The organism is Roseibium sp. RP-7 (assembly GCF_053005225.1).
Genome location: NZ_JBRKQA010000001.1, coordinates 1,250,393 through 1,275,086 on the forward strand (window position 1 = coordinate 1,250,393; position 24,694 = coordinate 1,275,086).

24 protein-coding genes are annotated in these 24,694 nt (G+C 59.1%); 12 read left to right on the forward strand and 12 right to left on the reverse strand.

Annotated features, from left to right (window positions below; all coding sequences use genetic code 11):
* Positions 1-23 precede the first annotated feature (23 nt).
* Positions 24-1,346: a serine hydroxymethyltransferase gene (glyA, locus tag ACVDG9_RS05685; RefSeq protein ID WP_447237464.1), complete on the reverse strand. Its 1,323-nt coding sequence runs from the start codon at positions 1,344-1,346 to the stop codon at positions 24-26.
* A gap of 101 nt (positions 1,347-1,447) precedes the next feature.
* Here glyA and ACVDG9_RS05690 point away from each other — a divergent pair, with 101 nt between their 5' ends.
* Positions 1,448-2,329 (forward strand): LysR family transcriptional regulator, encoded by an 882-nt coding sequence (locus ACVDG9_RS05690; RefSeq protein WP_447237465.1) that lies wholly within the window; start codon positions 1,448-1,450, stop codon positions 2,327-2,329.
* A 23-nt stretch (positions 2,330-2,352) separates the two neighbouring features.
* On the opposite strand, the gene ACVDG9_RS05695 is transcribed toward ACVDG9_RS05690, so the two are convergent.
* Positions 2,353-3,258, reverse strand: coding sequence for a DMT family transporter (locus ACVDG9_RS05695; RefSeq protein ID WP_447237466.1), 906 nt, complete (start codon positions 3,256-3,258; stop codon positions 2,353-2,355).
* A 393-nt stretch (positions 3,259-3,651) separates the two neighbouring features.
* Here ACVDG9_RS05695 and ccoN point away from each other — a divergent pair, with 393 nt between their 5' ends.
* From ccoN to ACVDG9_RS05740, 9 genes are all read left to right on the forward strand, one after another.
* Positions 3,652-5,307 carry a cytochrome-c oxidase, cbb3-type subunit I gene (ccoN, locus tag ACVDG9_RS05700; protein ID WP_075281394.1) on the forward strand — a complete coding sequence of 552 codons (1,656 nt, stop codon included), beginning with the start codon at positions 3,652-3,654 and terminating at the stop codon, positions 5,305-5,307.
* A gap of 14 nt (positions 5,308-5,321) precedes the next feature.
* Positions 5,322-6,056 (forward strand): cytochrome-c oxidase, cbb3-type subunit II, encoded by a 735-nt coding sequence (gene ccoO / locus ACVDG9_RS05705; protein WP_077290595.1) that lies wholly within the window; start codon positions 5,322-5,324, stop codon positions 6,054-6,056.
* Positions 6,057-6,061: 5 nt separating this feature from the next.
* Positions 6,062-6,217 carry a cbb3-type cytochrome c oxidase subunit 3 gene (locus ACVDG9_RS05710; protein ID WP_006933670.1) on the forward strand — a complete coding sequence of 52 codons (156 nt, stop codon included), beginning with the start codon at positions 6,062-6,064 and terminating at the stop codon, positions 6,215-6,217.
* 3 nt (positions 6,218-6,220) lie between these two features.
* Entirely contained in the window at positions 6,221-7,099 is an 879-nt protein-coding gene (gene ccoP, locus ACVDG9_RS05715; protein WP_023001742.1) for a cytochrome-c oxidase, cbb3-type subunit III, read from the forward strand.
* Positions 7,100-7,270: 171 nt separating this feature from the next.
* Positions 7,271-8,734, forward strand: a complete 1,464-nt coding sequence (gene ccoG, locus ACVDG9_RS05720) for a cytochrome c oxidase accessory protein CcoG (protein WP_075281454.1) — start codon at positions 7,271-7,273, stop codon at positions 8,732-8,734.
* A 10-nt stretch (positions 8,735-8,744) separates the two neighbouring features.
* Positions 8,745-9,257: a FixH family protein gene (locus tag ACVDG9_RS05725; protein ID WP_447237467.1), complete on the forward strand. Its 513-nt coding sequence runs from the start codon at positions 8,745-8,747 to the stop codon at positions 9,255-9,257.
* Between the two features lie 10 nt (positions 9,258-9,267).
* Entirely contained in the window at positions 9,268-11,514 is a 2,247-nt protein-coding gene (locus tag ACVDG9_RS05730; RefSeq protein ID WP_447237468.1) for a heavy metal translocating P-type ATPase, read from the forward strand.
* A gap of 7 nt (positions 11,515-11,521) precedes the next feature.
* Positions 11,522-11,674, forward strand: a complete 153-nt coding sequence (gene ccoS, locus ACVDG9_RS05735; protein WP_023001738.1) for a cbb3-type cytochrome oxidase assembly protein CcoS — start codon at positions 11,522-11,524, stop codon at positions 11,672-11,674.
* A gap of 72 nt (positions 11,675-11,746) precedes the next feature.
* Positions 11,747-12,418 (forward strand): class I SAM-dependent methyltransferase, encoded by a 672-nt coding sequence (locus ACVDG9_RS05740; protein ID WP_447237469.1) that lies wholly within the window; start codon positions 11,747-11,749, stop codon positions 12,416-12,418.
* Positions 12,419-12,448: 30 nt separating this feature from the next.
* On the opposite strand, the gene ACVDG9_RS05745 is transcribed toward ACVDG9_RS05740, so the two are convergent.
* Complete coding sequence (locus ACVDG9_RS05745) at positions 12,449-12,649, reverse strand: hypothetical protein (RefSeq protein WP_023014640.1); 201 nt, start codon at positions 12,647-12,649, stop codon at positions 12,449-12,451.
* A 257-nt stretch (positions 12,650-12,906) separates the two neighbouring features.
* Between ACVDG9_RS05745 and ACVDG9_RS05750 the strand changes: the two genes are divergently transcribed.
* The gene (locus tag ACVDG9_RS05750; protein WP_023001735.1) at positions 12,907-13,437 is read left to right on the forward strand and encodes a response regulator; all 531 of its coding nucleotides are present in this window, start codon (positions 12,907-12,909) and stop codon (positions 13,435-13,437) included.
* Between the two features lie 33 nt (positions 13,438-13,470).
* Here ACVDG9_RS05750 and ACVDG9_RS05755 read toward each other — a convergent pair whose 3' ends face one another.
* The gene (locus ACVDG9_RS05755; RefSeq protein WP_447237470.1) at positions 13,471-13,911 is read right to left on the reverse strand and encodes a hypothetical protein; all 441 of its coding nucleotides are present in this window, start codon (positions 13,909-13,911) and stop codon (positions 13,471-13,473) included.
* Here ACVDG9_RS05755 and aroQ point away from each other — a divergent pair.
* Positions 13,898-14,341: a type II 3-dehydroquinate dehydratase gene (gene aroQ / locus ACVDG9_RS05760; protein WP_447237471.1), complete on the forward strand. Its 444-nt coding sequence runs from the start codon at positions 13,898-13,900 to the stop codon at positions 14,339-14,341. The two genes, ACVDG9_RS05755 and aroQ, sit on opposite strands and share 14 nt — an antisense overlap.
* A 45-nt stretch (positions 14,342-14,386) precedes the next feature.
* On the opposite strand, the gene ACVDG9_RS05765 is transcribed toward aroQ, so the two are convergent.
* From ACVDG9_RS05765 to urtA, 8 genes are all read right to left on the reverse strand, one after another.
* A complete protein-coding gene (locus tag ACVDG9_RS05765) occupies positions 14,387-15,139 on the reverse strand; it encodes a sugar transferase (protein ID WP_447237472.1) in 753 nt (250 codons plus the stop codon).
* Between the two features lie 279 nt (positions 15,140-15,418).
* Positions 15,419-16,726 carry a UDP-glucose dehydrogenase family protein gene (locus ACVDG9_RS05770; RefSeq protein WP_447237473.1) on the reverse strand — a complete coding sequence of 436 codons (1,308 nt, stop codon included), beginning with the start codon at positions 16,724-16,726 and terminating at the stop codon, positions 15,419-15,421.
* Between the two features lie 327 nt (positions 16,727-17,053).
* The gene (locus ACVDG9_RS05775) at positions 17,054-18,340 is read right to left on the reverse strand and encodes an ArgE/DapE family deacylase (RefSeq protein ID WP_447237474.1); all 1,287 of its coding nucleotides are present in this window, start codon (positions 18,338-18,340) and stop codon (positions 17,054-17,056) included.
* A gap of 175 nt (positions 18,341-18,515) precedes the next feature.
* Positions 18,516-19,211 (reverse strand): urea ABC transporter ATP-binding subunit UrtE, encoded by a 696-nt coding sequence (urtE, locus tag ACVDG9_RS05780; RefSeq protein WP_447237475.1) that lies wholly within the window; start codon positions 19,209-19,211, stop codon positions 18,516-18,518.
* 114 nt (positions 19,212-19,325) lie between these two features.
* Positions 19,326-20,072, reverse strand: a complete 747-nt coding sequence (urtD, locus tag ACVDG9_RS05785) for an urea ABC transporter ATP-binding protein UrtD (protein WP_023001728.1) — start codon at positions 20,070-20,072, stop codon at positions 19,326-19,328.
* A 4-nt stretch (positions 20,073-20,076) separates the two neighbouring features.
* Positions 20,077-21,315, reverse strand: coding sequence for an urea ABC transporter permease subunit UrtC (gene urtC, locus ACVDG9_RS05790; RefSeq protein ID WP_062489924.1), 1,239 nt, complete (start codon positions 21,313-21,315; stop codon positions 20,077-20,079).
* Positions 21,312-22,934, reverse strand: a complete 1,623-nt coding sequence (gene urtB / locus ACVDG9_RS05795) for an urea ABC transporter permease subunit UrtB (RefSeq protein WP_447237476.1) — start codon at positions 22,932-22,934, stop codon at positions 21,312-21,314. Before urtB ends, urtC begins: the two co-directional genes overlap by 4 nt.
* Positions 22,935-23,173: 239 nt before the next feature.
* Complete coding sequence (gene urtA / locus ACVDG9_RS05800) at positions 23,174-24,460, reverse strand: urea ABC transporter substrate-binding protein (protein ID WP_031269634.1); 1,287 nt, start codon at positions 24,458-24,460, stop codon at positions 23,174-23,176.
* Between the last annotated feature and the right edge of the window lie 234 nt (positions 24,461-24,694).

A 24,694-nucleotide genomic window follows, 5' to 3' on the forward strand; every position in this document is an offset into this window, starting at 1 on the left:
ATCTGCAGGTTGAGTGACGCTTCTCAAGGGTGGATGAAGTGGAGCGTGTTGAAACTCTGGCGCCATTTGGCCACGCGTCCTGACATCGCTGCCGGATCGTTCGACCGCAGCGCTTCGGCTATCAGTTTGGCCAGCTCTGGCATGTCGACCGTCGTCATGCCCCAGCGGACCAGTTCCGGTGTTCCGAACCTCAGGCCGTTCATGTCACCGGCGACGGGCGCTATCGGCAGTCCGATTCCGCATGCCAGAAACCCTGCCTGGCGAAGCTTCTTCGAAGCTGCCTGACCGCCGCCGAGGGCTGCCGCTTCCAGGGCAAACTGATGTGAAGCGGTTGTCCCCTTGGCGGTAGTGAACACCGGCATTCCCTCTGCTTCGAGACCAGCGGCGAGCGCACCGGCGCTGGCGGCCATTTCGGCAGCGTAGGCCTTGCCGAAATCGCGCCAATCCAGAAGGGTGATGGCGAGCGCGGCAGACTTTGCAATGTCAAAGTTGGCTGTCAGCCCCGGAAAGGCAATCTTGTCGAGCTTGCGGGCAAGATCCTGGTCATTGCTGACGATCAGCCCGCCAGCGGGACCACCCAGGCTCTTGTAGGTGCTCATGGTCATGAGATGTGCGCCTTCCGACAGCGGATCGGAAAAGACGCCACCGGCAATCATGCCGCACTGATGGGCTGCATCGAACAGGACAAAGGCGCCGACTTCATCGGCAATGGCCCGAATTTCTTTTACCGGGTGCGGGAACAGGTTGAGGCTCATGCCGATGGTAATCAGCTTCGGCCGAACCTTCAGGGCCAGGGCGCGCAGACCTTCCAGATCGATCGTGTAGCCGTCCGCATCGACCGGTGCTTCGTGGATATCCAGGCCATAAAGACCGGCACAGCCCGGCGCATGGTGAGTGACGTGGCCACCGACGGACGCAGGCGGTGCGATGATGGCGTCGCCCGGCTTTGTGGTTGCCATAAATGCATAAAGATTTGCCAGCGCGCCCGAGGCGACCCGGATTTCCGCATAAGCCGACTGGAAGATTTCGCAGGCAAGGTTCGCTGCAATCACCTCGATTTCCTCGATGGCTTCGAGGCCCATCTCATATTTGTCACCCGGGTAGCCGAGCGAGGGACGGGACCCCATGCCGCTCGCCAGCAAGGCTTCGGCGCGCGGGTTCATCACGTTGGTCGCGGGGTTGAGATTGAAGCAGTCTTTCTCGTGGATGGTCCTGTTGGTCTCGGCCAGCGCTTCGATGCGCGCGGCAATTGCCTCGGATCCGAGAGGCGAAGTTGCCTGGGTGATCTCGTCGATACGGGTGGCAGCCACAGCGGGGAGCCAGGGGCATTTGTCTTGCGCGGTCATGTCGGAACTCCGGTTCTATTTGGACAAAGTGTCCATCTCCGCTTGTGTTCGCGCAAATCAGATTTTAGAAATTCGAGGGCTAGAAAAAATAGGTCTTTCAGATGTCGGTAGCTCCTCCCGTCCCCAGACTGCCTTCGCTGAACGCACTGAGAGCGTTCGAAGCGTCCGCGCGCCTCGGTGGGTTTGCACAGGCCGCGGCGGAACTGCAGGTTACACCCGGAGCCGTGGCAGCGCAGATCAAGGCGCTGGAGCAGGAAATCGGCGCGGCCCTGTTCGTGCGGCATGCCAAGGGGGTCCGCCTGACGGCTACTGGTCTGCGGGCACTACCGGGTTTTGTCGCCGCATTCGACCAGCTTGGAACTGCGGTGCGCGACCTGAGGCGTGATGCTGCACCCGGCAGGATACACATTGCGGCCCTGCCGGCGCTGGCGCAGCTTTGGCTGGCCCCCAGACTGCCGCAGCTTCGCGAGAAGTTGCCGGAGATCGACATTTCGGTCACAGCCCTTGAAACACCGCCGAACCTGAAGCGGGTGCCATTCGATCTCTGCCTTTTCTACTGCGACAGCGTTCCGGACAACGGGATCGCGTTTTCGGGAGACGAATTGCTGCCCGTCTGCACACCGGCCCTTGCAAAGGCGCTCAAACGGCCTGGTGATCTGAAAGAGGCGGTTTGTCTGACGGACACGGCCTGGGCAGACGATTGGCGGAAATGGGCGGATGAAGCTATGCCGGGCGAGGGGTTTGCGCCACGCGGACCTGTCTTCTCGCTTTATGCTCTTGCGGTCGAAGAAGCACTGAACGGCGCAGGCGTTCTGATGGCGCACCGCTCACTTGTCGCAGATCAGCTTGCCGCCGGCACCCTGGTGGCGCCTCTTGCAGCAGTTGTCCCGCTACAGCATCAGATCTGCCTGTGGGCCCTTCCGGCAAGCCGGGGCAAAGGTGCGGCCGGTCAGGTGCTGCAGGCCTTGCGTCAGATGGGCTAGGTGCCTGAAAGGCTGTTCCTGTTTCAAGTGCGCCGGGTCTTCGCCTTGTTGCCGCGCCACAGGATGAACAGTCCCGATCCGACGATGACGGTGCAGCCAACCAGCATCTGCGCGTCGATCCGCTCGTTGAACCAGACGGCACCGAGCAGGACGCCGAACAGCAGCCGCGAATAGCGGAACGGTGTGACGGTGGCGATTTCTCCGGTGCGCATGGCCTTCATCAGGGCGCTATAGGCAAAGACACCACAGAAGACTGCGGTTCCAAGGGCGAGAAGGGCGGTTGTTTCAGGCACCACGAAGGCGGACATGTCCCAAAGACCATAGACGAGACCGGCGATTATGATCGTCAGGAAACCGTAGAACCCGAGGATATTGGTGCTGAGGGTCGCCGGCGCAGCGCGGCTGGCAAGGTCGCGGCCGGAGAAGCCAAGCATGCCGATGACGGCCAGGACCGAAAGCAAAGAAAAGCTGTCGCTGGTCGGTCGGAGCACGATCAGGACGCCCACAAGGCCGATAAAGATTGCTGTCCACCTGCGCCACCCGACCTTTTCGCCAAAGAACAGGGAAGCGCCCAGCACAACGAATATCGGTGTTGCCTGGAGAATGGCAGTGGTCGAGGAGAGCGGCGTCAGGGCCAACGCCAGAACATAGAACAACCGGCCGACCAGTTCGAAGGCGAAGCGAACTCGCATGACAGGCGAGAAAACGTCCCGGTTGAGAACTTTCTCGCCTGTGACAGTGGCAAGTCCGAAGAAGGCAATGGTTCCGCCGACGCCGAACAGCACCAGGATTTCCGCCACGGGCAACTGTGCCGCAGCCTGCTTCACGAAGGCATCTTCCAATGCGAAGGCGGCCATCGCAGCCACCATCCAGAGGCTGCCGATGATATTGGGATGGAGGCTTGCGCCATTTTGAGATGCAGCGTTCAAGGGAGGGGTCCCGTGTCGAGGTGGAAGGTCGTCAGCGGCAGATCAGGGGCCATCGGACGCGCCAGAAAGCATCGCCCTTCAGCGGAAGGAAGAACGGCGTAACACGTTTCCCGGTCCTTGGCTTCGGAAAACCGCAAGACCGGCGGATGAGCAAGGGTGCCAGGACGTTGCCGCAAACCGGCCTACGTCCTTCAGGCCGGCGTCACATCCCTTTCACGGCGTGCCTTCATCTTGCCCGCGACAATTTACGCAATGCAATCTGACCTTTGGAGGCTGTTCCGACATCGCCAATTGCTGGCATGTTGATATGAATCAACGCGGCATTTTCAGAGTCGTGTGCATGGTCGTGCCATCGTTGGCACCTTGTAACGATTTCAAGACTGGGGCGCTAAAATGGCACAAAACAAGGCCAAAATGATCTCGCTCGAGGAAGGCGGCTTCGCCATCTTCCTTGTGCTGCTTGCGTTTGCCTGCATCATCGTGGCAGGCAAGACATTCGATCAGGTCATGGCATTCCACGCTGGCATAGGCGCATTGTTCGCCGCCGTCAGCGTGTTTCTGATTTTCAAGAACTACTTCGATGACGGCGGGGAAGTGATTCCGGCCGAAATCGACGGCAAACCAAACTACAACATCGGACCGATCAAATTCGGTGCGGTCGCGGCAATGTTCTGGGGCATTGCCGGTTTCACGGTCGGTTTGATCATCGCTCTTCAGCTGGCCTGGCCTGCGCTGAACTTTGATTTGCCGTGGACCAATTTCGGGCGCCTGCGCCCGCTGCACACCTCCGCGGTGATTTTCGCCTTCGGCGGCAACGTGCTGCTGGCAACATCCATGTATGTGGTCCAGCGCACCTGCCGCGTGCGCATGCCCGGCAAGATCCTGCCCTGGTTCGTTATCCTGGGTTACAACGCCTTCATCGTGATCGCGGGAACGGGTTATCTGCTCGGCGCGACACAGAGCAAGGAATATGCCGAGCCGGAATGGTATGCCGACCTGTGGCTGACCATCGTCTGGGTGGCCTACCTGCTGCTGTTCCTGGGCACGCTCTGGAAGCGCAAGGAACCGCATATCTACGTGGCCAACTGGTTTTATCTGGCGTTCATCGTCACGATTGCCATGCTGCACATCACCAACAACCTGACCATTCCGGTCTCGATCTACTCGACCAAGTCCTACATCGTCTGGTCGGGCGTTCAGGACGCCATGGTGCAGTGGTGGTACGGCCATAACGCGGTGGGCTTCTTCCTGACCGCCGGCTTCCTTGCCATCATGTACTACTTCATCCCGAAGCGCGCGGAGCGGCCGGTCTATTCCTACCGTCTTTCCATCGTGCACTTCTGGGCGCTGATCTTCATCTACATCTGGGCAGGTCCGCACCACCTTCACTACACGGCTCTGCCGCAGTGGGCGTCTACGCTGGGTGCAACCTTCTCCATCATCCTGTGGATGCCGTCCTGGGGTGGCATGATCAACGGCCTGATGACGCTTTCGGGTGCATGGGACAAGCTGCGGACCGACCCGGTTCTGCGCATGATGGTGGTTTCGGTCGCCTTCTACGGCATGTCCACCTTTGAAGGTCCGCTGATGTCGCTGCGCTCGGTCAACTCCCTGTCGCACTACACCGACTGGACCATCGGTCACGTGCACTCCGGTGCCCTGGGCTGGGTTGGCTACATCTCGTTCGGCGCGATCTACTGCCTGATCCCGTGGCTCTGGAACAAGCGTCAGCTGTATTCGCTGAAGCTCGTGAACCTGCACTTCTGGCTGTCCACGATCGGTATCGTTCTCTACATCACCGCGATGTGGGTGTCCGGTATCATGCAGGGCCTGATGTGGCGCGCCTACGACCAGCTCGGCTTCCTGGAGTACTCCTTCGTGGAAACCGTCGAGGCGATGCATCCCTTCTACATCATCCGTGCTCTTGGCGGTGCGCTCTTCGTGCTCGGCGCCGTGATCATGGCCTACAATCTCTGGATGACCGTCCGTCACGGCGAGGCTGAAGAAGCCGATGCCACGCCGGCTGGCTCCCTGGCTCCGGCCGAATAAGGGAGGGACAGACTATGTCTGCATGGAAAAAACACGAAGTCTTTGAAAAGAACTCCTTCGTTCTCTTGATCGGCATTCTGGTCATGGTCGCCATCGGCGGCCTGGTCGAGATCGCTCCGCTCTTCTATCTGAAGAGCACGATCGAAAAGACCGAAGGCGTGCGGCCCTATACGCCGCTCGAACTGGCCGGACGCAATATCTACATCCGCGAAGGCTGCTATCTGTGCCACTCGCAGATGGTGCGTCCGATGCGCGATGAAATGGAACGCTACGGTCATTTCTCGCTGGCTGCGGAATCGATGTACGACCATCCGTTCCAGTGGGGGTCCAAGCGTACCGGTCCGGATCTGGCCCGCGTCGGTGGCAAATACTCCGACGACTGGCATGTGGAGCACCTGAAGGACCCACGCTCGCTGGTTCCAGCGTCCATCATGCCCGGCTATCCGTTCCTGGCTGAAAACCGCCTCAACACCCGGGACATCGAGTCTCACCTGACGGTCAACACCGTGATCGGCGTGCCGTATACCGAAGAGCAGATTGCAAATGCCGCATCTGACATCCTCGGTCAGGCGAGACCGGACACGGAAGCGGCGGATGGCTTCGAGGAACGCTGGCCGAATGCCACGATCCGCGATTTCGACGGCAATCCGAGGGAAGTGACCGAGATGGACGCGCTTGTCGCCTATCTCCAGGTGCTGGGTACCATGGTCGATTTCTCGATCTATGACGACAAGGCAAACGCGAGGTAAGGGCGATGAACGAGACATACTCAGCATTCGCAGGCTTCGCACAAACCTGGGGCCTACTCTACTTCATGATCCTGTTTGGCGTCGTTCTGGCCTACGCATTGTGGCCGAAGAACCGGAAAAAGTTCGACGACGCTGCTCAAATCCCGTTTCGGGAGGACTGATCCATGGCAGACACACATAACAAGGAAGTCGACCAGATCTCCGGGGTCGAAACCACCGGCCACGAATGGGACGGTCTGAAAGAACTGAACAATCCTCTGCCGAAATGGTGGCTGTATCTGTTCTACGCCTGCATTGTCTGGGCGGTGATCTACTGGGTTCTCTACCCGTCCTGGCCGCTGGTCTCCAGCTACACCACCGGTGTACTGGGTGCCAACCAGCGGACCGAGGCGATTGCTGCCTACGACAAGGGGATCTCCGACCGGTCGGTCTTTGCCGACAAGATCGTGGCAGCCTCGCTTGAGGACATCTCCACCGATCAGGAGCTGCTGCAATTTGCCCGGGCCAACGGTCAGGCAGCTTTCGGTGACAACTGTGCACCGTGCCACGGTTCCGGCGGCACGGGTGCGGAAGGTTATCCGAACCTGCAGGACGACACCTGGATCTGGGGTGGCACGCTGGATAACATCCACACCACGCTGGAATTCGGTATCAGGTCCGGTCATGACGAAGCACGCATCGGCGAAATGCCAGCCTTCGGCCGTGATGAGCTGTTGAGCCGCGAGGAGATCAATCAGGTTGCCAACTTCGTCGCATCCCGCGCGGGACTTGAGACCGACGAAGGCGTCGATCTGGCAGCGGGGCAGACCGTCTATGACGACAACTGCGCAGCCTGCCACGGCGAAGACCTGAAGGGCATTCAGGATGTCGGTGCACCGAGCCTGCTGTCTGCCAATTACCTCTATGGCAAGTCGCTGGACGCCATCAAGGCGCAGATCAACAATCCGCGCAACGGCGTGATGCCGGCCTGGGTCGATCGTCTCGATCCGGCGACCATCAAGTCGCTGACGGTCTACGTCCACTCCTTCGGGGGCGGGCAGTAGAACCTGCGGATCTGGTGCGACAAATGCGCCAGATAGCCTGAACGATTTGATCCGGCGCAAAGTGTGACGCTTTGCGCCGGTTTATTTTGAGCACTCGCTGCTAATGGTGGGTGGCGAATGATTTTCCAAAGATCCTATTGGGGCAGGATCGCGTTGAAGAGGACGGACGGTATGTCTACGGACACCGAGACGCATGAGGGCGCGCAATCCGATGAATGGTTTGCATCAGCCAAGAAGATCTATCCCATGGCGACGCACGGCCTGTTCCGCAGGATCAAGTGGGCGCTGCTGTTCATCACGCTGGGCATCTATTATTTCCTGCCTTTTATCCGGTATGACCGCGGCCCGGATGCTCCAAGCCAGGCTGTTCTTGTCGATATGGAAGGCAGCAGGGCCTATTTCTTTTTCATCGAGATCTGGCCGCAGGAAGTTTACTACCTCACCGGTCTCCTGATTCTTGCAGCGCTGGTACTGTTCCTGATGAACGCGGTCGCAGGACGCGTCTGGTGCGGCTATCTGTGCCCGCAGACGGTCTGGACGGACCTGTTCCTCTGGGTCGAGCGCAAGGTGGAAGGCGACCGACGCGAGCGCATCGTACTGGACAAGGACCCCTGGACCTTCGACAAGGTCCGCAAGCGCGTGACAAAGCATTTCCTGTGGCTGATGATCGCCTGGTGGACGGGCGGTGCGTGGGTGCTTTACTTCAACGACGCACCGACCCTGGTATGGGAACTCCTGACCTTCCAGGCACCGATGATTGCCTATGTCTGGATCGCCATCCTGACCACGACGACCTATCTCCTCGCAGGCTTCATGCGGGAGCAGGTGTGCATCTACATGTGCCCATGGCCGCGCATCCAGGCCGCCATGACCGACGAGAAGGCCCTCAACGTCACCTATCGCTGGGACAGGGGCGAGCCGCGTGGTTCCCTGAAGCAAAACAAGAAACTTGCCGACCAGGGCATGCCTGCTGGCGATTGCGTGGACTGCTACCAGTGCTTCCAGGTCTGCCCGACCGGTGTCGACATCCGCAAGGGCATGCAGCTCGACTGCATCCAGTGCGGCCTGTGCATCGATGCCTGCGACAACGTCATGGAAAAGATCGGCAAGCCGAAGGGACTGATCGGCTACGATACGGACGAAAACATCCAGCGCCGCCTGGAAGGCAAGGAATCGGTCTACGAGATCGTCCGCGTCCGAACGGTCATTTATGTCGGTATCATCGCCGTGGTCTGCGGCATCATGCTGTTCGCACTGCTCAATCGTGATTTCGCCGATATCAGCGTTCTGCATGACAGGAACCCGGTGTTCGTCGAGCAGTCGGACGGGTCCGTGCGCAACGGCTATACCGTGCGTCTGTCGAACAAACGCCGCCACGAGCGCCATTTCATGCTGCATGTGGAAGGCATGCCGGCCAACACGATGGTGGAAGCCGTCGGTACGGAGGACACCTTCGCCGGCCGTCCGATCATCTCCGTCGGTCCTGACACGACCCGGGAAGTCCGTATTCTCGTGACATCGCCGCCCTGGGCAAAGATGCCACATTCGACGCCGGTTACCTTCCGGATCACCGAAAGCGTCATGGGCGAAGTGGTCACAGCCAAAGACACGTTCAAGGCACCGGAAAAACCTTGAGGAGCAAAGAATGACGATGGTTCAATCGAACATGAAAGATCCCAAGGCGATCACCGGAAAGACGGTCCTGGTCTGGCTTCTTGCCTTCTTTGGGGTGATCTTTACCGCCAACGCCGTGTTCATCTATCTCGCGCTCGGGTCTTTCCCGGGCGTGGTGGTGGAAAGTTCCTATGAAGCCGGACAGGCCTACAACCAGGAAATCGCGGCCGCCAAGGCTCAGGCAGACCTGAACTGGCAGATCTCGACCGAATTTACCCGCACCAGCAGTGCGGATGGCAAGCTGGTCGTCACGGCCAACGATGCGCAGGGAACGCCGCTTTACGGGGTGGTCCTTCATGCCCTTTTGCGCAATCCGGTTCATGACGACGCCGACGTGAAGGTCGATTTCACGGCTGACGGCGGTGGGCGCTATGTCGGCACAGTCGAGAATCTTGCCGACGGCAACTGGACACTCATCCTGGAAATCGAACAGGATGGCGAACGGAAATTCCGGTCCGAGAACCGGATCTTCGTCAAGAACTGAGGCACGTACCGTGACGGTCCATCAGCGTGATTGGCAGGCATTCGTGACGCCGGGCGAAGACGGTGCGGTCCACATGGACCTTGCCGTCGACGGCATCACCTGCGCTGCCTGCATGGGAGACATCGAGCGAGGTCTGAAACGGCTTCCGGGCATCCGGACGGCACGCGTCAACCTGACCAGCCAGCGGCTCGCCGTCGACTGGTCGGAAGACCAGACCGGGGCTGACGAGATCGTCGCCGAGCTGGAACGTCTCGGATACAAGGCCCACCCCTTTGATCCGGCAAGCCAGAAGGAGCGTCAGGACAAGACCGGCAAACAATTGCTGCGCTGTCTGGCGGTTTCCGGCTTTGCCGGTATGAACATCATGCTGCTGTCCGTTTCCGTGTGGTCGGGCAATGCCACCGACATCACCCCGGAAACCCGGGATTTCTTCCACTGGCTGTCTGCGCTGATTGCCTTGCCGACGGTTGCCTACTCCGGGCGGCCGTTCTTTCGCAGCGCCTTCAACGCCCTGGCCGCCGGCCGGTTGAACATGGATGTGCCGATCGTGATCGGCGTGACACTGGCGGTCGCCCTGTCGGTCGTCCAGACCATCCAGCATCAGCATCATGCCTATTTCGAATCCGCCGTCATGTTGCTGTTCTTCCTGCTGGTCGGGCGGTATCTCGACCACAACATGCGGGGGCGAACGCGGTCTTTTGCAGAGAACATCGCCGCGCTGAAGGCGGAAGTTGCCGCGCTGATCCATCCCGACGGTGCTGTCCGAGAAGTACCGCTTTCAAAAATCGCCGCAGGTGACCTGGTTCTGGTATCGGGCGGCGAGCGGGTGCCGGTGGATGGTGTGGTTGAAACCGGTGTTTCCGAGATCGACCAGAGCCTAGTGACCGGTGAAAGCGTGCTGGTGCCGGTTGCCGCCGGTCAGCGGGTCTATGCTGGTACCTTAAACGGAGCAGGGGTGTTGCAGGTCCGGGTTCAGGCTGCTTCCGGCGCGACGTTGCTGGATGAGGTCAACCGCCTGCTCGAAGCGGCATCCCAGGCCAAATCCAAATACGTGCGCATTGCCGACCGCGCCGCCCGCCTTTATGCGCCCCTGGTGCATGGCGCGGCTGCGCTGACATTTCTTGGCTGGTTGCTGGCCGGGCTCGACTGGCAGCCAGCCCTGATCATCGCCATTTCCGTCTTGATCATCACCTGTCCCTGCGCGCTCGGTTTGGCGGTTCCCGCCGTGCAGGTGGTGGCATCCGGGCAGCTCTTCCGGTGTGGAATCCTGCTCAATTCGGGCGATGCCATCGAACGATTGTCGGATATCGACACCATCCTGTTCGACAAGACCGGTACGCTGACGCTTACCGAGCCGGATCTGTGTAGCTCCATCGATCCAGATGACGAAACGCTTGCGCTGGCCGGACGCCTTGCCCTGGCAAGTCGGCATCCCTTGTCGGCAGCCCTGGTCAAGGCAACAGGAGCGCTGCAGCCTCTGCCGGACGTCAGCGAGATATCCGGGGCGGGTCTTGAAACCCTGGTTGCCGGACAACGTCTGCGGCTTGGCAGCCCGCTGTTCTGCGAAGCATCCGACGAACAGGTCGAGGCAGCACTGCAGTCGAACCCGGGTGCCTCTCTGCTTGCTATCCGCTTTGGCAGGGATCCTGCCCGCCTGTTGGCCTTCCGGCAACGGCTGCGCCCGGATGCCAGGGCGGTGGTCGATCAGTTGAAATCAGCCGGCTACGCGCTTGAAATTGTCTCCGGGGATACGAAACCTGCTGTGGCCGATTGCGCGGCTGTGCTTGGTGTATCGGACTGGCGCTCGGGCATGAAGCCCGCCCAGAAAATTGCACGTCTCGAAGAACTCCAGGCCAGTGGCCGCAAGGTCCTGATGGTTGGCGATGGCCTGAATGATGCACCGGCGCTGGCCGGGGCGCATGTCTCGCTGTCGCCTGTCTCGGCCGTGCATCTCAGTCAGGCCGCTGCAGACGCCGTTTTTCTCGGTGACAAATTGCAGCCTGTGGCCGATGCGCTCAGGCTGTCGAAACGGGCAAGGGCGGCAATCGAGCAGAACCTCTGGATCTCGGTCGTCTACAACATCATTGCCGTGCCCATTGCCGTGGCCGGTTTCGTCACACCTTTGATGGCGGCAGCAGCGATGTCCGCATCGTCGCTGGCAGTTACCGCAAACGCGCTCAAGCTGCGCTGGGGAGAGGGCGGCAGGGACGCAGGAGCGAACGCACCCGCAGTGCGACAGCAACAGGCTGCTGAATGAGATCAACATGGACGTTCTGATCTATCTGATACCGATTGCATTGCTCCTGGGAGCGCTAGGGCTTGGGGCTTTCCTCTGGTCCTTGAAAAGCGGCCAGTATGACGATCTCGAAGGTGCCAAATGGCGCATCCTTGACGACGACGACCTGCCAGACAAGTAGTTGCCGGCAATCTTGACTTTGTGTTCCCGTGCGCCTAGCCCCATGCATTCCTTAAGGTAACTGGAGCTATGCATGGATTCGTTTCCGGACGCGCACAAACCGGGCTACGCCGTTTATTCCAGAACGTCGCTGGCCATCTACGATGCCCTGGTGCTGGGTTTGTCGAACCGCTGGATCTGGCGTTGTCCGAGCTCTCATCTGGTCGCGCTCTATGACCAGCATGTTTCCGCCAATCACCTGGATATTGGCGTGGGCACCGGTTACTTCCTGGACAAGACCAGGTTTCCCGTTGCAGATCCAAGGGTGACGTTGCTCGATCCCAACCGGGAGTGCCTCGACAAGGCTGCCGCCAGGATTGCCCGCTTGAACCCCGTCACCGTTCAGGCAGATGCACTCGTGCCGTGGCCAAAAGACATCGGCAGTTTCAAGACCATCGGCCTCAACTACGTGCTTCATTGCCTTCCGGGCACCATGACTGAAAAGGCAGTGATTTTCGATCATGCGGTACCGCATCTCGAAGAAGGGGCAACGGTCTTTGGCTCCACCATCCTGCAAGGCGATGCGCCGCGGTCCGGTGCCGCCCGCAAGCTGATGCAGATCTATAACCGCAAGGGTGTCTTTTCAAACGAAGCCGACACGCAGGATACTTTGCGAGCGGAACTTGAAAAACGCTTTGCCGAGATGAAGATTGAAAGGATCGGGTGCGTGGCACTCTTCAGTGCCCGGAAGCCGCGCCTTGCCTGAGCCCTGCCGCGGCAAGGCACAACGGGCAGCTTAGGAGAGGACGTTGGACAGGGCCATGCCTGTGGCAAGCAGGACGAGCCCTATGCCGGCAAGCAGAAGGAGATTGTCTCTCAGTCTTGCATTTGTGCCGAGGTCGGACGGTTCATGCTCCATAGGGAGCGGATCGTCTTCCCCGAACGTTTCAGGATCCCGGGACATGGTTCTTACAATCGTTTGCAAAAGGCTGCTCATTCAGTTCGATTTCTTGCCTGAAAGATGGGGGCGTACAATTGAAAGTCCCGTTAATATCGAACCAGCCAAAAGATTAATTGAGCGCAATATTACCAATAGGTGAAATCCCCCAGTGTATTGCGAGTAATTTCTCAGCCTTTCCGAAACTATTCAAAGTCGATGCCGCGTCGGCGGATGTTTGTGGGCTTCTCGCAGCGAGAGACTAACTCATTGTTCAGACTTTCATGGCAAAGGTTAAGTCAAACAAGGAGGACTAGGTGAGCCTGGATCTTGCCTCTCTGACATTCTTGCTGGTCGAAGACAGTGCCTACATGCGGACCATCCTGCGCACCATGCTGCAGGGGTTCGGTGCGCGGCGCATTGTCGAGGCTGAAGACGGCGCGTCCGGCCTTGAAGCCATGGACCGGGCGAACCCTGACATCCTTATTCTGGATTGGGTCATGCCGATCCTGGACGGGGCGGACATGGTGCGCATGATCCGCAGTCCGAACAATCCCTTCGCCTATATCCCGATTATCATGGTGACCGCTCACACTGAGCGTAGCCGGATCGTGGAAGCGCGCCGGCTCGGCGTACACGAGCTGCTGTCCAAGCCGATCTCGGCAAAGGCACTGTATCAGCGCGTTTCCAGCGTGATCCTGCACCCGCGCGATTTCATCAAGACGGCCACCTATTTCGGCCCTGCACCGCGCGAAATCCGGAACCGCCAGAAGATCTGGCAAGGTGGCCCCGGCCAGCCGCAACAGCAGGGCGGCGAAGGCGACGGTAACCTCACCGCGATCGGTTAAGCGTAAAATTCAGCTGAATGTGATGTGGACGCGTCAGGCGGCCGACTGTGCTGCCGCGCGATTTTCCGCTGCCGCATAAGACGATGCGCCTTGAGCTTGGGCATTTTCTGCGGCTTCGGCAAACTGCGCCAGAACGTCAAGATCAACCGTGTAGTGGTCGAGCAGGAACTGGGAAAGAACATCGATAGGGAGATGATGGTAGCCTTCGATGGCAGCCATCAAAGCTTCAAGTGTGTCCAACCGTTCGCGGAGTTTAATCATGGTTACCCGATGAGCCGATTTTTTCTCACACTGGAGTTTTATAGTTAATAATGCGTAAAACCGAGCGTCGCAAGGATGCGGGACGGCGGTATCACCTCCGATAACAATCGTCCACAAACTTTTGCCGGAAATCTTCGAATTTCTTGGTAAAAATCGCCAGTGCGGGGCAAGTTGTCGACGAAGGTCTAGGGAAAATTCAATGGCAAAAATCATCTATGTTCTGAACGGTCCGAATCTCAATCTGCTCGGCAAGCGGGAACCGGAGATCTACGGGTCTCAGACCCTGGATGATGTCCGTGCGATGTGTGAGGCCGCCGCTGCGCCCAAGGGGCTGGAGATCGCATTCCATCAGAGCAATGCCGAACACGTGCTGATCGACTGGATCCATGAGGCGAGAGAAGCGGCCGCGGGTATCATCATCAACCCGGCGGCCTATACGCACACTTCGATCGCAATTCTGGACGCATTGAATACCTGCACCTGTCCGGTGATCGAGGTTCATGTCTCCAACATCCACAAACGGGAAAGCTTCCGGCACCATTCCTACGTTTCAACCCGTGCGGATGCGGTGATTGCTGGCTGCGGTGTGGAGGGTTACCTGCTTGCCCTGCAGCGCATGGCGACTTTGTGCGCAGACGCATGATCCCGCGTCTCTGCCAGTGACACTGTTTGAGGATTTTCCGGCGGTTCAGTAACCGTTGCCGTTGAAGAATTCCCTGGCGACCGTCGTCGCGAGGATTTTGACATCAAGCATAACCGACTGACGCTCGATGTAGGCAAGATCATAGGCCAGCCGCATGCGGGCCGCATGAGCGTTTTTGGTTTCCCCGCGAAAGCCGTTGACCTGTGCCAGGCCTGTGATGCCCGGAAGAACCTTGTGGCGGTCCATATACCTGGGGTGGAAGTCTTCATAAGGCATCCCGGCGGCCAGCATGCCGGGCACATGCGGGCGAGGACCTACCAGGGACATCTCTCCCCGCAACACGTTAATGAGCTGCGGCAGTTCATCGAAGTTGCTCTTGCGAAGGAAGGCGCCGATCAAAGTGACGCGCGGATCGTTGGCAACGGTTTGCGAAATCCCGGTGCTGTCGCACTGGTTGGCGTACATCGTCCGGAACTTGAGAACGGCAAACTTCTTGCCGTTCAAACCGTAGCGCCACTGACGGAAAAATACCGGTCCGCGGCTTGTCAGTTTTATTGCAACCGCGAGTGCAACAAATAAGGGAAAAAGCAGTAGAAGGCCGGCACTTGCACCGGTCAGGTCAATACATTTCTTCAGTCCGGATTGAATCACTCCGCGTGCTGGGCGGAGGTCGCGGGAGGCACGGTTTGTCGCATCGAGCAGGTCGGGGTGCGGATAGCCCCACGTCGCGAAACCGGCAATATTCATCGCTTCGCGGCCGTGATCATCTGCTTCGTAAGATACTGTTTCGTCTGCCAAGATATGCCAGCCTCAACCCGATTTACGAGACCACTTGATGTGCGCCAGCAACCTGTCTGGAGGCGGTCGCAATCACGATCGTATCGTTAATATTTGGGTAACAAGATCGGGAAAATTGTTATCCATTAAGGGTTTGGTTACCATAGTGACGCGACGGGAGCAATGTTCCGACGTCAAAAGTGATGTGAAATTTAATTAATTTTTAAAAAATTGAACGCCGGGGTAGGGTTAGCCCGACGTTCGCATTGAATATTAAATTCTGAGGTGGGAACCGGCCGCTTAGTAGCTGCGGCCGACGCTGGTGTACTCGAAGCCACGGGCTTCCATGTAGTCCGGCTTGTAGATATTTCGCAGGTCGACAACCTTGGGTGCAGAGACCAGAGTTTTGACGCGGTCGAGGTCAAGCGCGCGGAACTGATCCCACTCCGTAACGATTACAACCACGTCTGCGTTCTCGATGGCATGATAGGGGCCATCGCAGAACATCACACCCGACATGACCTTCTCGGCTTCTTCCATGCTGGCCGGGTCGTAGGCACGGATCTTGGCACCAGCAGCCTGCAGTTTTTCCACGATATCGATGCTCGGAGCTTCGCGCATGTCGTCCGTATTGGGCTTGAAGGCGAGGCCAAGCAGCGCGATCGTCTTGCCGCTTACGTCGCCGCCCATGAATTCGATCACCTTGTCAGCCATCTTCTTCTTGCGGGCTGCGTTCACCTCGATGACGGAATCGACGATCTTCAGATCGGACTGTGCATCCGCGGCGATCCGCGAGAGGGCAAGAGTGTCCTTCGGAAAGCAGGAGCCGCCGTAGCCAGGGCCGGCATGCAGGAACTTGCCGCCGATGCGGTTGTCGAGGCCGATACCGCGCGAGACTTCCTGGACGTTTGCCCCGACTTTCTCACACAGGTCTGCAATTTCGTTGATGAAGGTGATCTTGACCGCGAGAAACGCATTGGCCGCGTATTTGGTGAGTTCCGATGTGCGGCGGCGGGTCACGATGATCGGGGTTTCGTTGAGATACAGCGGGCGGTAAAGCTCACGCATCACTTCGACCGCGCGCTCGTCATCGGTGCCGACCACCACCCGGTCGGGGCGTTTGAAGTCGCTAATGGCGGCGCCTTCGCGCAGGAATTCCGGATTTGAAACGACGGCGAATTCTGCGTCAGGGTTGGTCTTGCGGATGATCGCTTCCACTTCGTCTCCCGTGCCGACCGGAACGGTCGATTTGGTGACGATCACGGTGAAGCCCTCGATCAGCCGTGCGATTTCCTCTGCCGCGGCATAAACATAGGACAGATCGGCATGGCCATCGCCTCGGCGGGTCGGCGTGCCGACGGCAATGAAAACGGCATCCGCTTTGCGGATCGCTTCTTCAGGATCAGTGGTAAAGAAGAGGCGTTCTTCGGCAACGTTTTTTGCAACGAGTTCCTGCAAGCCAGGTTCATAGATCGGGATCTGTCCGTTGTTCAGGGCGTCGATCTTGCTTGCATCCTTGTCGATGCAGGTCACGACATGTCCGAAATCGGCAAAACAGGTTCCGGACACCAGACCGACATAGCCGGTCCCAATCATTGCAACACGCATTTTAAATTTTCCTGCTTCTGGGTGGTCTTCAGGCGCTAGTCAATCACCATAAGCCCGCTAGGTGCTGCCCGCATTACATGGACCGGCAGCAAAAGACCAGTTCGTTGAAATCGTATTGTTTGAAATTTTGAAATTCTGCTCCGTACACTACTCTGAAAAGGGACAGGATGAGGCGTCTGCAATTGCCTGAACGCGTCCCGGTCTTGAAGACTAACGGAACGACACAAAAAACGGGAGCATTTTTCTGGCTAAAGAGGGGATGTGCTCCTCCGGAAGGAAGGCCCTGTGCGAAGAAGGGCATCCTCATTTCGGTGCAGCTGAACTGGCCTACGTCGGTGCGATGCCGCACCAGGCAGCGGTAAACAGGGCGATCGTCTTCGTCACTCTTTTCAGCGACGGCAGGTTCACGCATTCGTCTATGCCGTGAATGTTCTTTGTCAGCGGGCCATAGGTGAGGGCGGGAATGCCGCAATGGTTCACGTAAAGAGCCGCATCCAGATAGCAGGCCATGATCGACCGTTTGAGCGCAGTTTCGGATGTGATCTTGTGTGCGGCGGCGAGCGCATTTTCCGCGTCGCTGCCTTCGGCAAGAAGATATCCTGCCTGACATGTCCCGATCCATTCGAGCTTTGGATTGGCTTTTTCAAGCCGGGGATCCTTCGTACCAAGCGTTTTCAGCATCTGTTCCACGCTGGCCATCCGGTCTTGTGGGGCGTCACCCGGATAAAATCCGATCCGGCCTTCGAAACGGCATTCAAACGGGATGGACGCCGGCCATTCGCCGCCGTTGATGGTGCCGATGTTGAGGCTTGCAGGATTGCGCAGGTCGTCGAAGCCGGGATGGCTGGTCTTTTCCTCATTCCAGCGAGCTTCCAGAACCTTCAACTCGTTGATGACGAGGAACGCCGCCTCGATTGCGCTGAGGCCTGACTCCGGCTCACGTGGGTGAGCCGGCACGCCCTGGACGGAGATCCGGAACTTGATGACTCCGGAATTTGCATAGGTGACCTCTTCGTCTGTCGGCTCGGGAATGAGAACCGCGTCCGCCGTCGCACCATTCATGATCGCAGCTGCGGTGCCATTGCCCGTCACCTCTTCGTCGATGACAGACTGGAACTCGAGCGGTCCTTTCAAGCTGAACCCGGCAGCCTCGATGGCATCGACTGCGAAGAGATTGGCTGCGAGGCCTGCCTTCATGTCCCCCGCGCCCCGTCCGAAAAGCCAATCGCCCTCGCGCACGGCTGCAAACGGCGGATGGGTCCAGTTTGCCGGATTGGCAGTGGGAACAACATCAACATGGGCATTCAGGATCAACGAACGCCCGCCATGGACAGACTTCTTGCGACCACTGACGTTGAACGTGTCGGTGTAGTCGATAGTGGCTGGAGAATAGGCCGGATGGGACTGCAGTTGCGCCACATCGAGCCCATAGGTCTCGACGTCATAGGCACGGTCACGGAGAGCGTCTGCAATGATCTTCTGGACACCGGCCTCCTCACCGCGAAGGGATCTTGCCCGCACGATATCCTGCAGGAAGGCGATCTCGTCCTCGAATGCGGCGTCAACGGCAGCGGAGATTGCGGAAATGGCTTCGTTGGAAAGTGGTTCTGACATGACGATCCGGCTGGGAAGGATGATGAGGTGGGCGATTTGCCTGCACCCTATCAACTGCACTGCCTGCGTCAAATGCGGGTAACAGCACGCCTAACCCCATCATCCTTCGCGGCGCCTCCGAAGCGGCTCCCCACGATGAGGAGGAAAAGTGAGCTTTGGGAGTCGTTCCCCTGGCCTAAACAGTCAGATACCGACGGACTTCCGTTTCAGAAAGGTCGGCCCCCGTGCCCGAGAGCACCACTTCGCCGCGGTCCATGACGGCATAATCGTCGGCCAGATCACGGGCGAACTCGAAATATTGTTCCACCAGCACGATGGCCATCGTGCCCTGGTCGCGCAGCCACGAGATTGCCCGGCCAATGTCCTTGATGATTGAAGGCTGGATGCCTTCCGTCGGTTCATCAAGCACCAGAAGTTTCGGACGGGTGACCAGGGCTCGTGCAATCGCGAGCTGCTGCTGCTGTCCGCCCGACAGATCACCGCCACGGCGGGACAGCATGTCCTTGAGCACCGGGAAAAGTTCGAAAATCGTATCGGGAATGAACCGTTCCTTGCGCGGGATCGGGGCATAGCCGGTCTCAAGATTTTCCTTTACCGATAGAAGGGGGAAGATCTCGCGTCCCTGCGGCACAATCGCGATGCCTTTCTTGGCGCGGGCGTGGGCTGCCAGCGAGGATATGTCCTCGCCGTCCCACAGGATCTTGCCGGCGCTGATGCCGTGCTGACCGGCCACGGCACGCAAGGTGGACGTCTTGCCAACACCATTGCGCCCCATCAGACAGGTTACCTTCCCGGTCTCGGCCCTCAGCGAAACCTTCTTCAGCGCCTGGGCGGCGCCATAATGAAGATCGATGTTTTCAACTTGCAGCATGAGCTGACTTCCCTTGGCTGATCGCGATGCGCCTTGTGGCCGTTGGTTCGTTCGTTGTCGGTATCGCCGTATCACTTCCGCGAGCGACGAGACGCGAAAGACAAAGCCTACTCCTCATCGTCCGAGATAAACTTCCACGACACGTTCGTCGGCTGAGACATGGTCGAGTGAGCCTTCAGCCAGGACCGAGCCTTCGTGGAGAACGGTGACTTTGACACCCAGGGAGCGCACAAACACCATGTCGTGCTCGACCACGACGACCGAGTGATCATTGGCGATATCCTTCAGAAGTTCAGCGGTTTCGGCGGTTTCGGCATCCGTCATGCCGGCAGCAGGCTCGTCCACGAGAAGCAGCTTCGGATCCTGTGCCAGCAGCATGCCGATCTCCAGCCACTGCTTCTGGCCGTGGCTGAGGTTGGCTGCGAGCTCGCTTCTCTTCGAACCAAGCCGGATCAGATCGAGCAGATATTCAACCCGCTTCTTCTCACCACCCGAAATGACATGAAACAGGGTCGCAAATGGGCCACGCGGTGCCTTGAGCGCCAGTTCCAGGTTGTCCCAGACGGTATGGCTCTCAAAAACGGTCGGCTTTTGAAACTTGCGGCCGATCCCGAGTTCGGCGATCGAAGCTTCGTCCTCGCCGGTAAGGTCCACGGTGCCGTTGAAAAAGACCTCGCCACTGTCCGGTCGGGTCTTGCCGGTAATGACGTCCATCATCGTGGTCTTGCCTGCCCCGTTGGGACCGATGATGGCCCGCATTTCACCCGGGGCAATCGTCAGCGACAATTCGTTCAATGCCTTGAAACCGTCAAAGGAAACCGACACGCCGTCGAGATAAAGAAGACTGGAAGATCGTGCCATGGCTTTACTCCGCGGGCTGGGGTTCGGCATCCGCCGGAACGGTCGAGGCAGATTTTTTCGGGCTGACGTTGGCCGGGGAGGCGGGCGACTGCGGCGCCTGGCTCGGAGGTTGGTCCGACCCGGCTTCGAAGTCTTTGGAGACTTTCCGTTGCCGCAAGGCTGTCCAGCCCTGGGAAAGGGTGCCGACGATGCCCTTCGGCAGGAACAGGGTCACGACCACGAAGAGGCCGCCAAGCGCAAAGAGCCAGATGTCGGGCAGGGCGGCGGTGAACCATGTCTTGGCGAAGTTGACCAGAACGGCGCCGAGAACGGCCCCGACCAGCGTTCCGCGCCCGCCGACGGCAACCCAGATCACCACCTCGATGGAGTTGGCAGGTGCAAATTCACCCGGGTTGATGATGCCGACCTGCGGCACGTAAAGGGCTCCGGCGATACCGGCCATCATGGCCGACAGGGTCCAGACGAACAGCTTGTAGTGTTCCACACGGTAGCCCAGGAAGCGTGTCCGGCTCTCCGCGTCGCGCACGGCCACCAGCACCTTGCCGAGTTTCGATCGGGTGATCGCCCGGCAGATGAGGAAACACAGGACCAGCGCCAGGCCTGAGGCTGCAAACAGGCCCGCGCGGGTCGTGTCGGCTTGAATATCAAAGCCGAGAATGTCCTTGAAGTCGGTCAGGCCGTTGTTGCCGCCAAAACCCATGTCGTTGCGGAAGAAGGCAAGCAGCAGCGCGTAGGTGAGGGCCTGCGTGATGATTGACAGGTAAACGCCGGTGACGCGTGAGCGGAAGGCGAACCAGCCGAAGACGAAGGCCAGCACGCCCGGCACCAGCAGCACCATGAGCGCCGCAAACCAGAACATGTCGAAGCCGTACCAGTACCAGGGCAGTTCTCCCCAGTTCAGGAACACCATGAAATCCGGCAGGATCGGGTCGCCATAAACGCCGCGGGTTCCGATCTGACGCATCAGGTACATGCCCATGGCATAGCCGCCGAGCGCGAAGAAGGCCGCATGACCGAGCGAGAGAATGCCGCAATAGCCCCAGACCAGATCTACCGCCAACGCCAACAACGCGTAGGTCAGGTATTTGCCCATCAGGGTGACCGCGTAGGTCGGAACATGGAAGGCCGAGCCTTCCGGGACAAGCAGGTTGCCGGCAGGAACCAGAACAATCACGGCCGCCATGATGGCGAGGAAGATCCCTGCTCGGGCGTCCATGGCGCGGAAGAGGAAAGAGGTCATCATGCTTCAACTGCCCGGCCCTTGAGGGCGAACAGGCCCCTTGGACGCTTCTGGATAAAGAGAATGATAAAGATGAGCACGAAGATCTTGCCGAGCACGGCGCCGGCATAGGGCTCCAGGAACTTGTTCACGACACCGAGGGTCATGGCGCCTACCAGCGTGCCCCACAGATTGCCGACCCCGCCGAAGACCACGACCATGAAACTGTCGATGATGTAGCCCTGGCCAAGGTTCGGCGAAACGTTGTCGATCTGGCTGAGCGCGACGCCCGCGATCCCGGCAATACCAGAGCCGAGCCCGAAGGTGAGGGCGTCGATCCAGGGAGTGCGGATGCCCATCGAGGCGGCCATGCGCCGGTTCTGGGTCACGGCCCGGGTATAGAGCCCGAACGGGGTCTTCTTGAGGACAAGCATCAGTCCGGCGAAGACCAGCATCGCGAAGACGATGATCCACATGCGGTTATAAGTGATCGTCATCTGGCCGATTTCGAAGGCGCCGGACATCCAGTCCGGGTTGCCAACCTCACGGTTGGTCGGGCCGAAGATCGAGCGCACTGCCTGCTGCAGCACCAGCGAGATACCCCAGGTCGCAAGCAGTGTTTCCAGCGGGCGTCCGTACAGCCAGCGGATGACGCCACGTTCGATGGCAACCCCCACCAGTCCCGATGTGAGGAAGGCAAGCGGCAGGGCAATGAACAGGGAATAATCGAAAAGACCAGGTGCGGAGGAGCGAATGAATTCCTGAACAACGAAGGTGACGTAAGCCCCGATCATCACCATCTCGCCATGCGCCATGTTGATGACGCCCATGACGCCGAAGGTGATGGCAAGACCAATGGCGGCGAGCAGCAGCACGGATCCAAGCGACAGGCCGTACCAGACATTCTGTGCTGCATCCCAGGCGGCGATGGATTTCTCGATCTTGGTGATTTCCGTGGTTGCCGCTTCGCGCAAGGCGCCTTCGGAGGAAGATTGCACGGCGATCAGAAGCGACAGAGCATCACGGTTGCCCATCGTGCCGAGCGTCGAAACCGCCTGGAGTTTCGCTGCCTCGTCCATTTCTGAGTTCAGAACGGCCGCGGCCCGGGCTTCTTCCATCACCTTGCGCACGCCATCGTCCGTTTCAGCGGCAATGGCAGCATCCAGGGCTTCGATACTGTCCGGATCCTTCGCCTTGAACACGGCTTCGGCAGCCGCCATCCGCACCTTCGGATCAGGCGCCATCAGGGTCAGCGACCCGAGCGCAGACCGGATCACCCGGCGCAGCTTGTTGTTGACCTTGATCTTGTCGATTTCGCCCTTGGCCGCTTCGCCGGTCGTTTCCATGGTCAGCGGGTCGATCAGGGCAAAGTTCTTGCCGGCCTTCCTGGTGATGAAGACTTCGCCATCGGCCTTGCGCACGTAGAGGTCGCCGTTGCTCAGGGCCTCGAGAGCAGGAGCCACCTGCGGGTCACCGGTCGCGACAAGGGCACCGATCTGCTTTTCGGTTTCGGAATATTTGCCCTTGGCCAGGTCGTTGATCAGCGGACGGAGTGCCTCTGGATCGCTTTGGGCCAGTGCCGGTGCGGCAAGGAGGCTGGCAGCGAGGCTAAGGAGGAGTAGGAAGGATCTCATCAAGGACATCGTGTCCACCGGTGTTTAGAACTTTCACCTGACGACCTCATCCTGGGAGCCGCATTGCGGCGTCTCGAAGGATGGGTCACTTGCTTCCGGGATTGCCGCCCATCCATCGAGACGGACCTTGTGGTCCTCCTCAGGATGAGGGGCGAGCTAAGAGCGTCTCTCCAGGCAAACCTTTCCGGTTGGAAAGCCGGGGAAAGAGGACGGGTCTCGTAAGACCCGCCCGAGCTCCGTCTCCTCCCTTAAGACCCGGAGCCGCCGCACTTGCCGGTGGCAGTGTTGAAGTTGCCGCAGGAAAGCGGTGCGCGCCAATCGGAGATCAGGTCCTTGGAGCCGTCCAGATAGTCGGACCATGCGTCGCCGACGACGAGACCGGAGGTTTCCCAGACGGTTTCGAACTGGCCGTCTTCCTGGATTTCACCGATCAGCACCGGCTTGGTGATGTGGTGGTTCGGCATCATCGCGGAGTAGCCGCCGGTCAGGTTCGGAACGCTGACACCGACGATGGCGTCGATCACGGCATCCGGCTCGGTGCTGCCCGCCTTCTTGACTGCTTCAACCCACATGTTGAAGCCGATGAAGTGCGCTTCCATCGGGTCGTTGGTCACGCGCTTGTCGTCGCCGATGTAAGCGTGCCAGGCATCGATGAATTCGGCGTTGGCTTCGGTATCTGCGGACTGGAAGTAGTTCCAGGCAGCCAGGTGGCCGACGAGCGGAGCGGTGTCGAGACCGGCGAGCTCTTCTTCACCAACGGAGAAGGCGACAACCGGAATGTCTTCAGCCTTGATGCCCGCGTTGCCCAGTTCCTTGTAGAACGGCACGTTGGCATCGCCGTTGATAGTGGAAACCACAGCGGTTTTCTTGCCGGCGGAGCCGAAGGTCTTGATGTCGGACACGATCGTCTGCCAGTCGGAATGACCGAACGGCGTGTAGTTGATCATGATGTCTTCTTCAGCCACGCCCTTGGACTTCAGGTAGGCTTCAAGGATCTTGTTGGTCGTGCGCGGATAGACATAGTCGGTGCCGGCCAGAACCCAGCGCTCGACGCCTTCCTCGTTCATCAGGTAATCGACGGCCGGAATGGCCTGCTGGTTCGGTGCGGCGCCCGTGTAGAAGACATTGCGCTGGGATTCTTCACCTTCGTACTGAACCGGATAGAACAGCAGCGAGTTAAGTTCTTCGAAGACCGGCAGAACGGACTTGCGCGAAACGGACGTCCAGCAGCCGAACACGGCGTCGACGCCGTTGACTTCGATCAGCTCACGCGCCTTTTCAGCAAACAGCGGCCAGTCGGAAGCCGGGTCGACAACGACCGCTTCCAGTTTCTTGCCAAGCAGGCCACCCTTCTTGTTCTGCTCTTCGATGAGCATCAGCATGGCGTCTTTCAGAGTGGTTTCCGAAATGGCCATGGTGCCGGAAAGCGAGTGCAGGATGCCGACCTTGATCGTGTCTTCCTGGGCGGATGCGCCGCCGATCATCGTGGAGGCCATCAGGCCTGCCAATGCGAGTTTGGTGAATGTGTTTTTCATGGATGTTCCCCTTTGCTTGACGTCACCGGTTCCCACGCCGGCGATTGGCGGCTGGAAGGTGTGCCGCTGTCAGGAAGGGATCGTGCACTGGCACCACTGCACCGCAACATACGTCAATTGACGTAATCGGCTTGAACGCCTGCCAAGGCATTCCAGAAGCAAAGACGGCATGAAATGTGCTGAAGAGAGGAGCTGAATAAAAAAACGGGGCGGAAAGCGGGCGATGAAGAACGG

Excerpts from the sequence above, each read along its gene's own strand:
- ACVDG9_RS05745 (WP_023014640.1), bottom strand. The coding sequence starts at position 12,649 with ATGAGCAGCCTTTTGCAAACGATTGTAAGAACCATGTCCCGGGATCCT.
- aroQ (WP_447237471.1), top strand. The coding sequence starts at position 13,898 with ATGGCAAAAATCATCTATGTTCTGAACGGTCCGAATCTCAATCTGCTC.
- urtB (WP_447237476.1), bottom strand. The coding sequence starts at position 22,934 with ATGTCCTTGATGAGATCCTTCCTACTCCTCCTTAGCCTCGCTGCCAGC.
- ACVDG9_RS05690 (WP_447237465.1), top strand. The coding sequence starts at position 1,448 with ATGTCGGTAGCTCCTCCCGTCCCCAGACTGCCTTCGCTGAACGCACTG.
- urtC (WP_062489924.1), bottom strand. The coding sequence starts at position 21,315 with ATGATGACCTCTTTCCTCTTCCGCGCCATGGACGCCCGAGCAGGGATC.
- urtD (WP_023001728.1), bottom strand. The coding sequence starts at position 20,072 with ATGGCACGATCTTCCAGTCTTCTTTATCTCGACGGCGTGTCGGTTTCC.
- ccoP (WP_023001742.1), top strand. The coding sequence starts at position 6,221 with ATGGCAGACACACATAACAAGGAAGTCGACCAGATCTCCGGGGTCGAA.
- ACVDG9_RS05770 (WP_447237473.1), bottom strand. The coding sequence starts at position 16,726 with ATGCGTGTTGCAATGATTGGGACCGGCTATGTCGGTCTGGTGTCCGGA.
- ACVDG9_RS05710 (WP_006933670.1), top strand. The coding sequence starts at position 6,062 with ATGAACGAGACATACTCAGCATTCGCAGGCTTCGCACAAACCTGGGGC.
- ACVDG9_RS05775 (WP_447237474.1), bottom strand. The coding sequence starts at position 18,340 with ATGTCAGAACCACTTTCCAACGAAGCCATTTCCGCAATCTCCGCTGCC.
- ccoS (WP_023001738.1), top strand. The coding sequence starts at position 11,522 with ATGGACGTTCTGATCTATCTGATACCGATTGCATTGCTCCTGGGAGCG.
- urtA (WP_031269634.1), bottom strand. The coding sequence starts at position 24,460 with ATGAAAAACACATTCACCAAACTCGCATTGGCAGGCCTGATGGCCTCC.
- ACVDG9_RS05740 (WP_447237469.1), top strand. The coding sequence starts at position 11,747 with ATGGATTCGTTTCCGGACGCGCACAAACCGGGCTACGCCGTTTATTCC.
- ccoN (WP_075281394.1), top strand. The coding sequence starts at position 3,652 with ATGGCACAAAACAAGGCCAAAATGATCTCGCTCGAGGAAGGCGGCTTC.
- ACVDG9_RS05725 (WP_447237467.1), top strand. The coding sequence starts at position 8,745 with ATGACGATGGTTCAATCGAACATGAAAGATCCCAAGGCGATCACCGGA.
- ccoG (WP_075281454.1), top strand. The coding sequence starts at position 7,271 with ATGTCTACGGACACCGAGACGCATGAGGGCGCGCAATCCGATGAATGG.
- urtE (WP_447237475.1), bottom strand. The coding sequence starts at position 19,211 with ATGCTGCAAGTTGAAAACATCGATCTTCATTATGGCGCCGCCCAGGCG.
- ccoO (WP_077290595.1), top strand. The coding sequence starts at position 5,322 with ATGTCTGCATGGAAAAAACACGAAGTCTTTGAAAAGAACTCCTTCGTT.
- glyA (WP_447237464.1), bottom strand. The coding sequence starts at position 1,346 with ATGACCGCGCAAGACAAATGCCCCTGGCTCCCCGCTGTGGCTGCCACC.
- ACVDG9_RS05755 (WP_447237470.1), bottom strand. The coding sequence starts at position 13,911 with ATGATTTTTGCCATTGAATTTTCCCTAGACCTTCGTCGACAACTTGCC.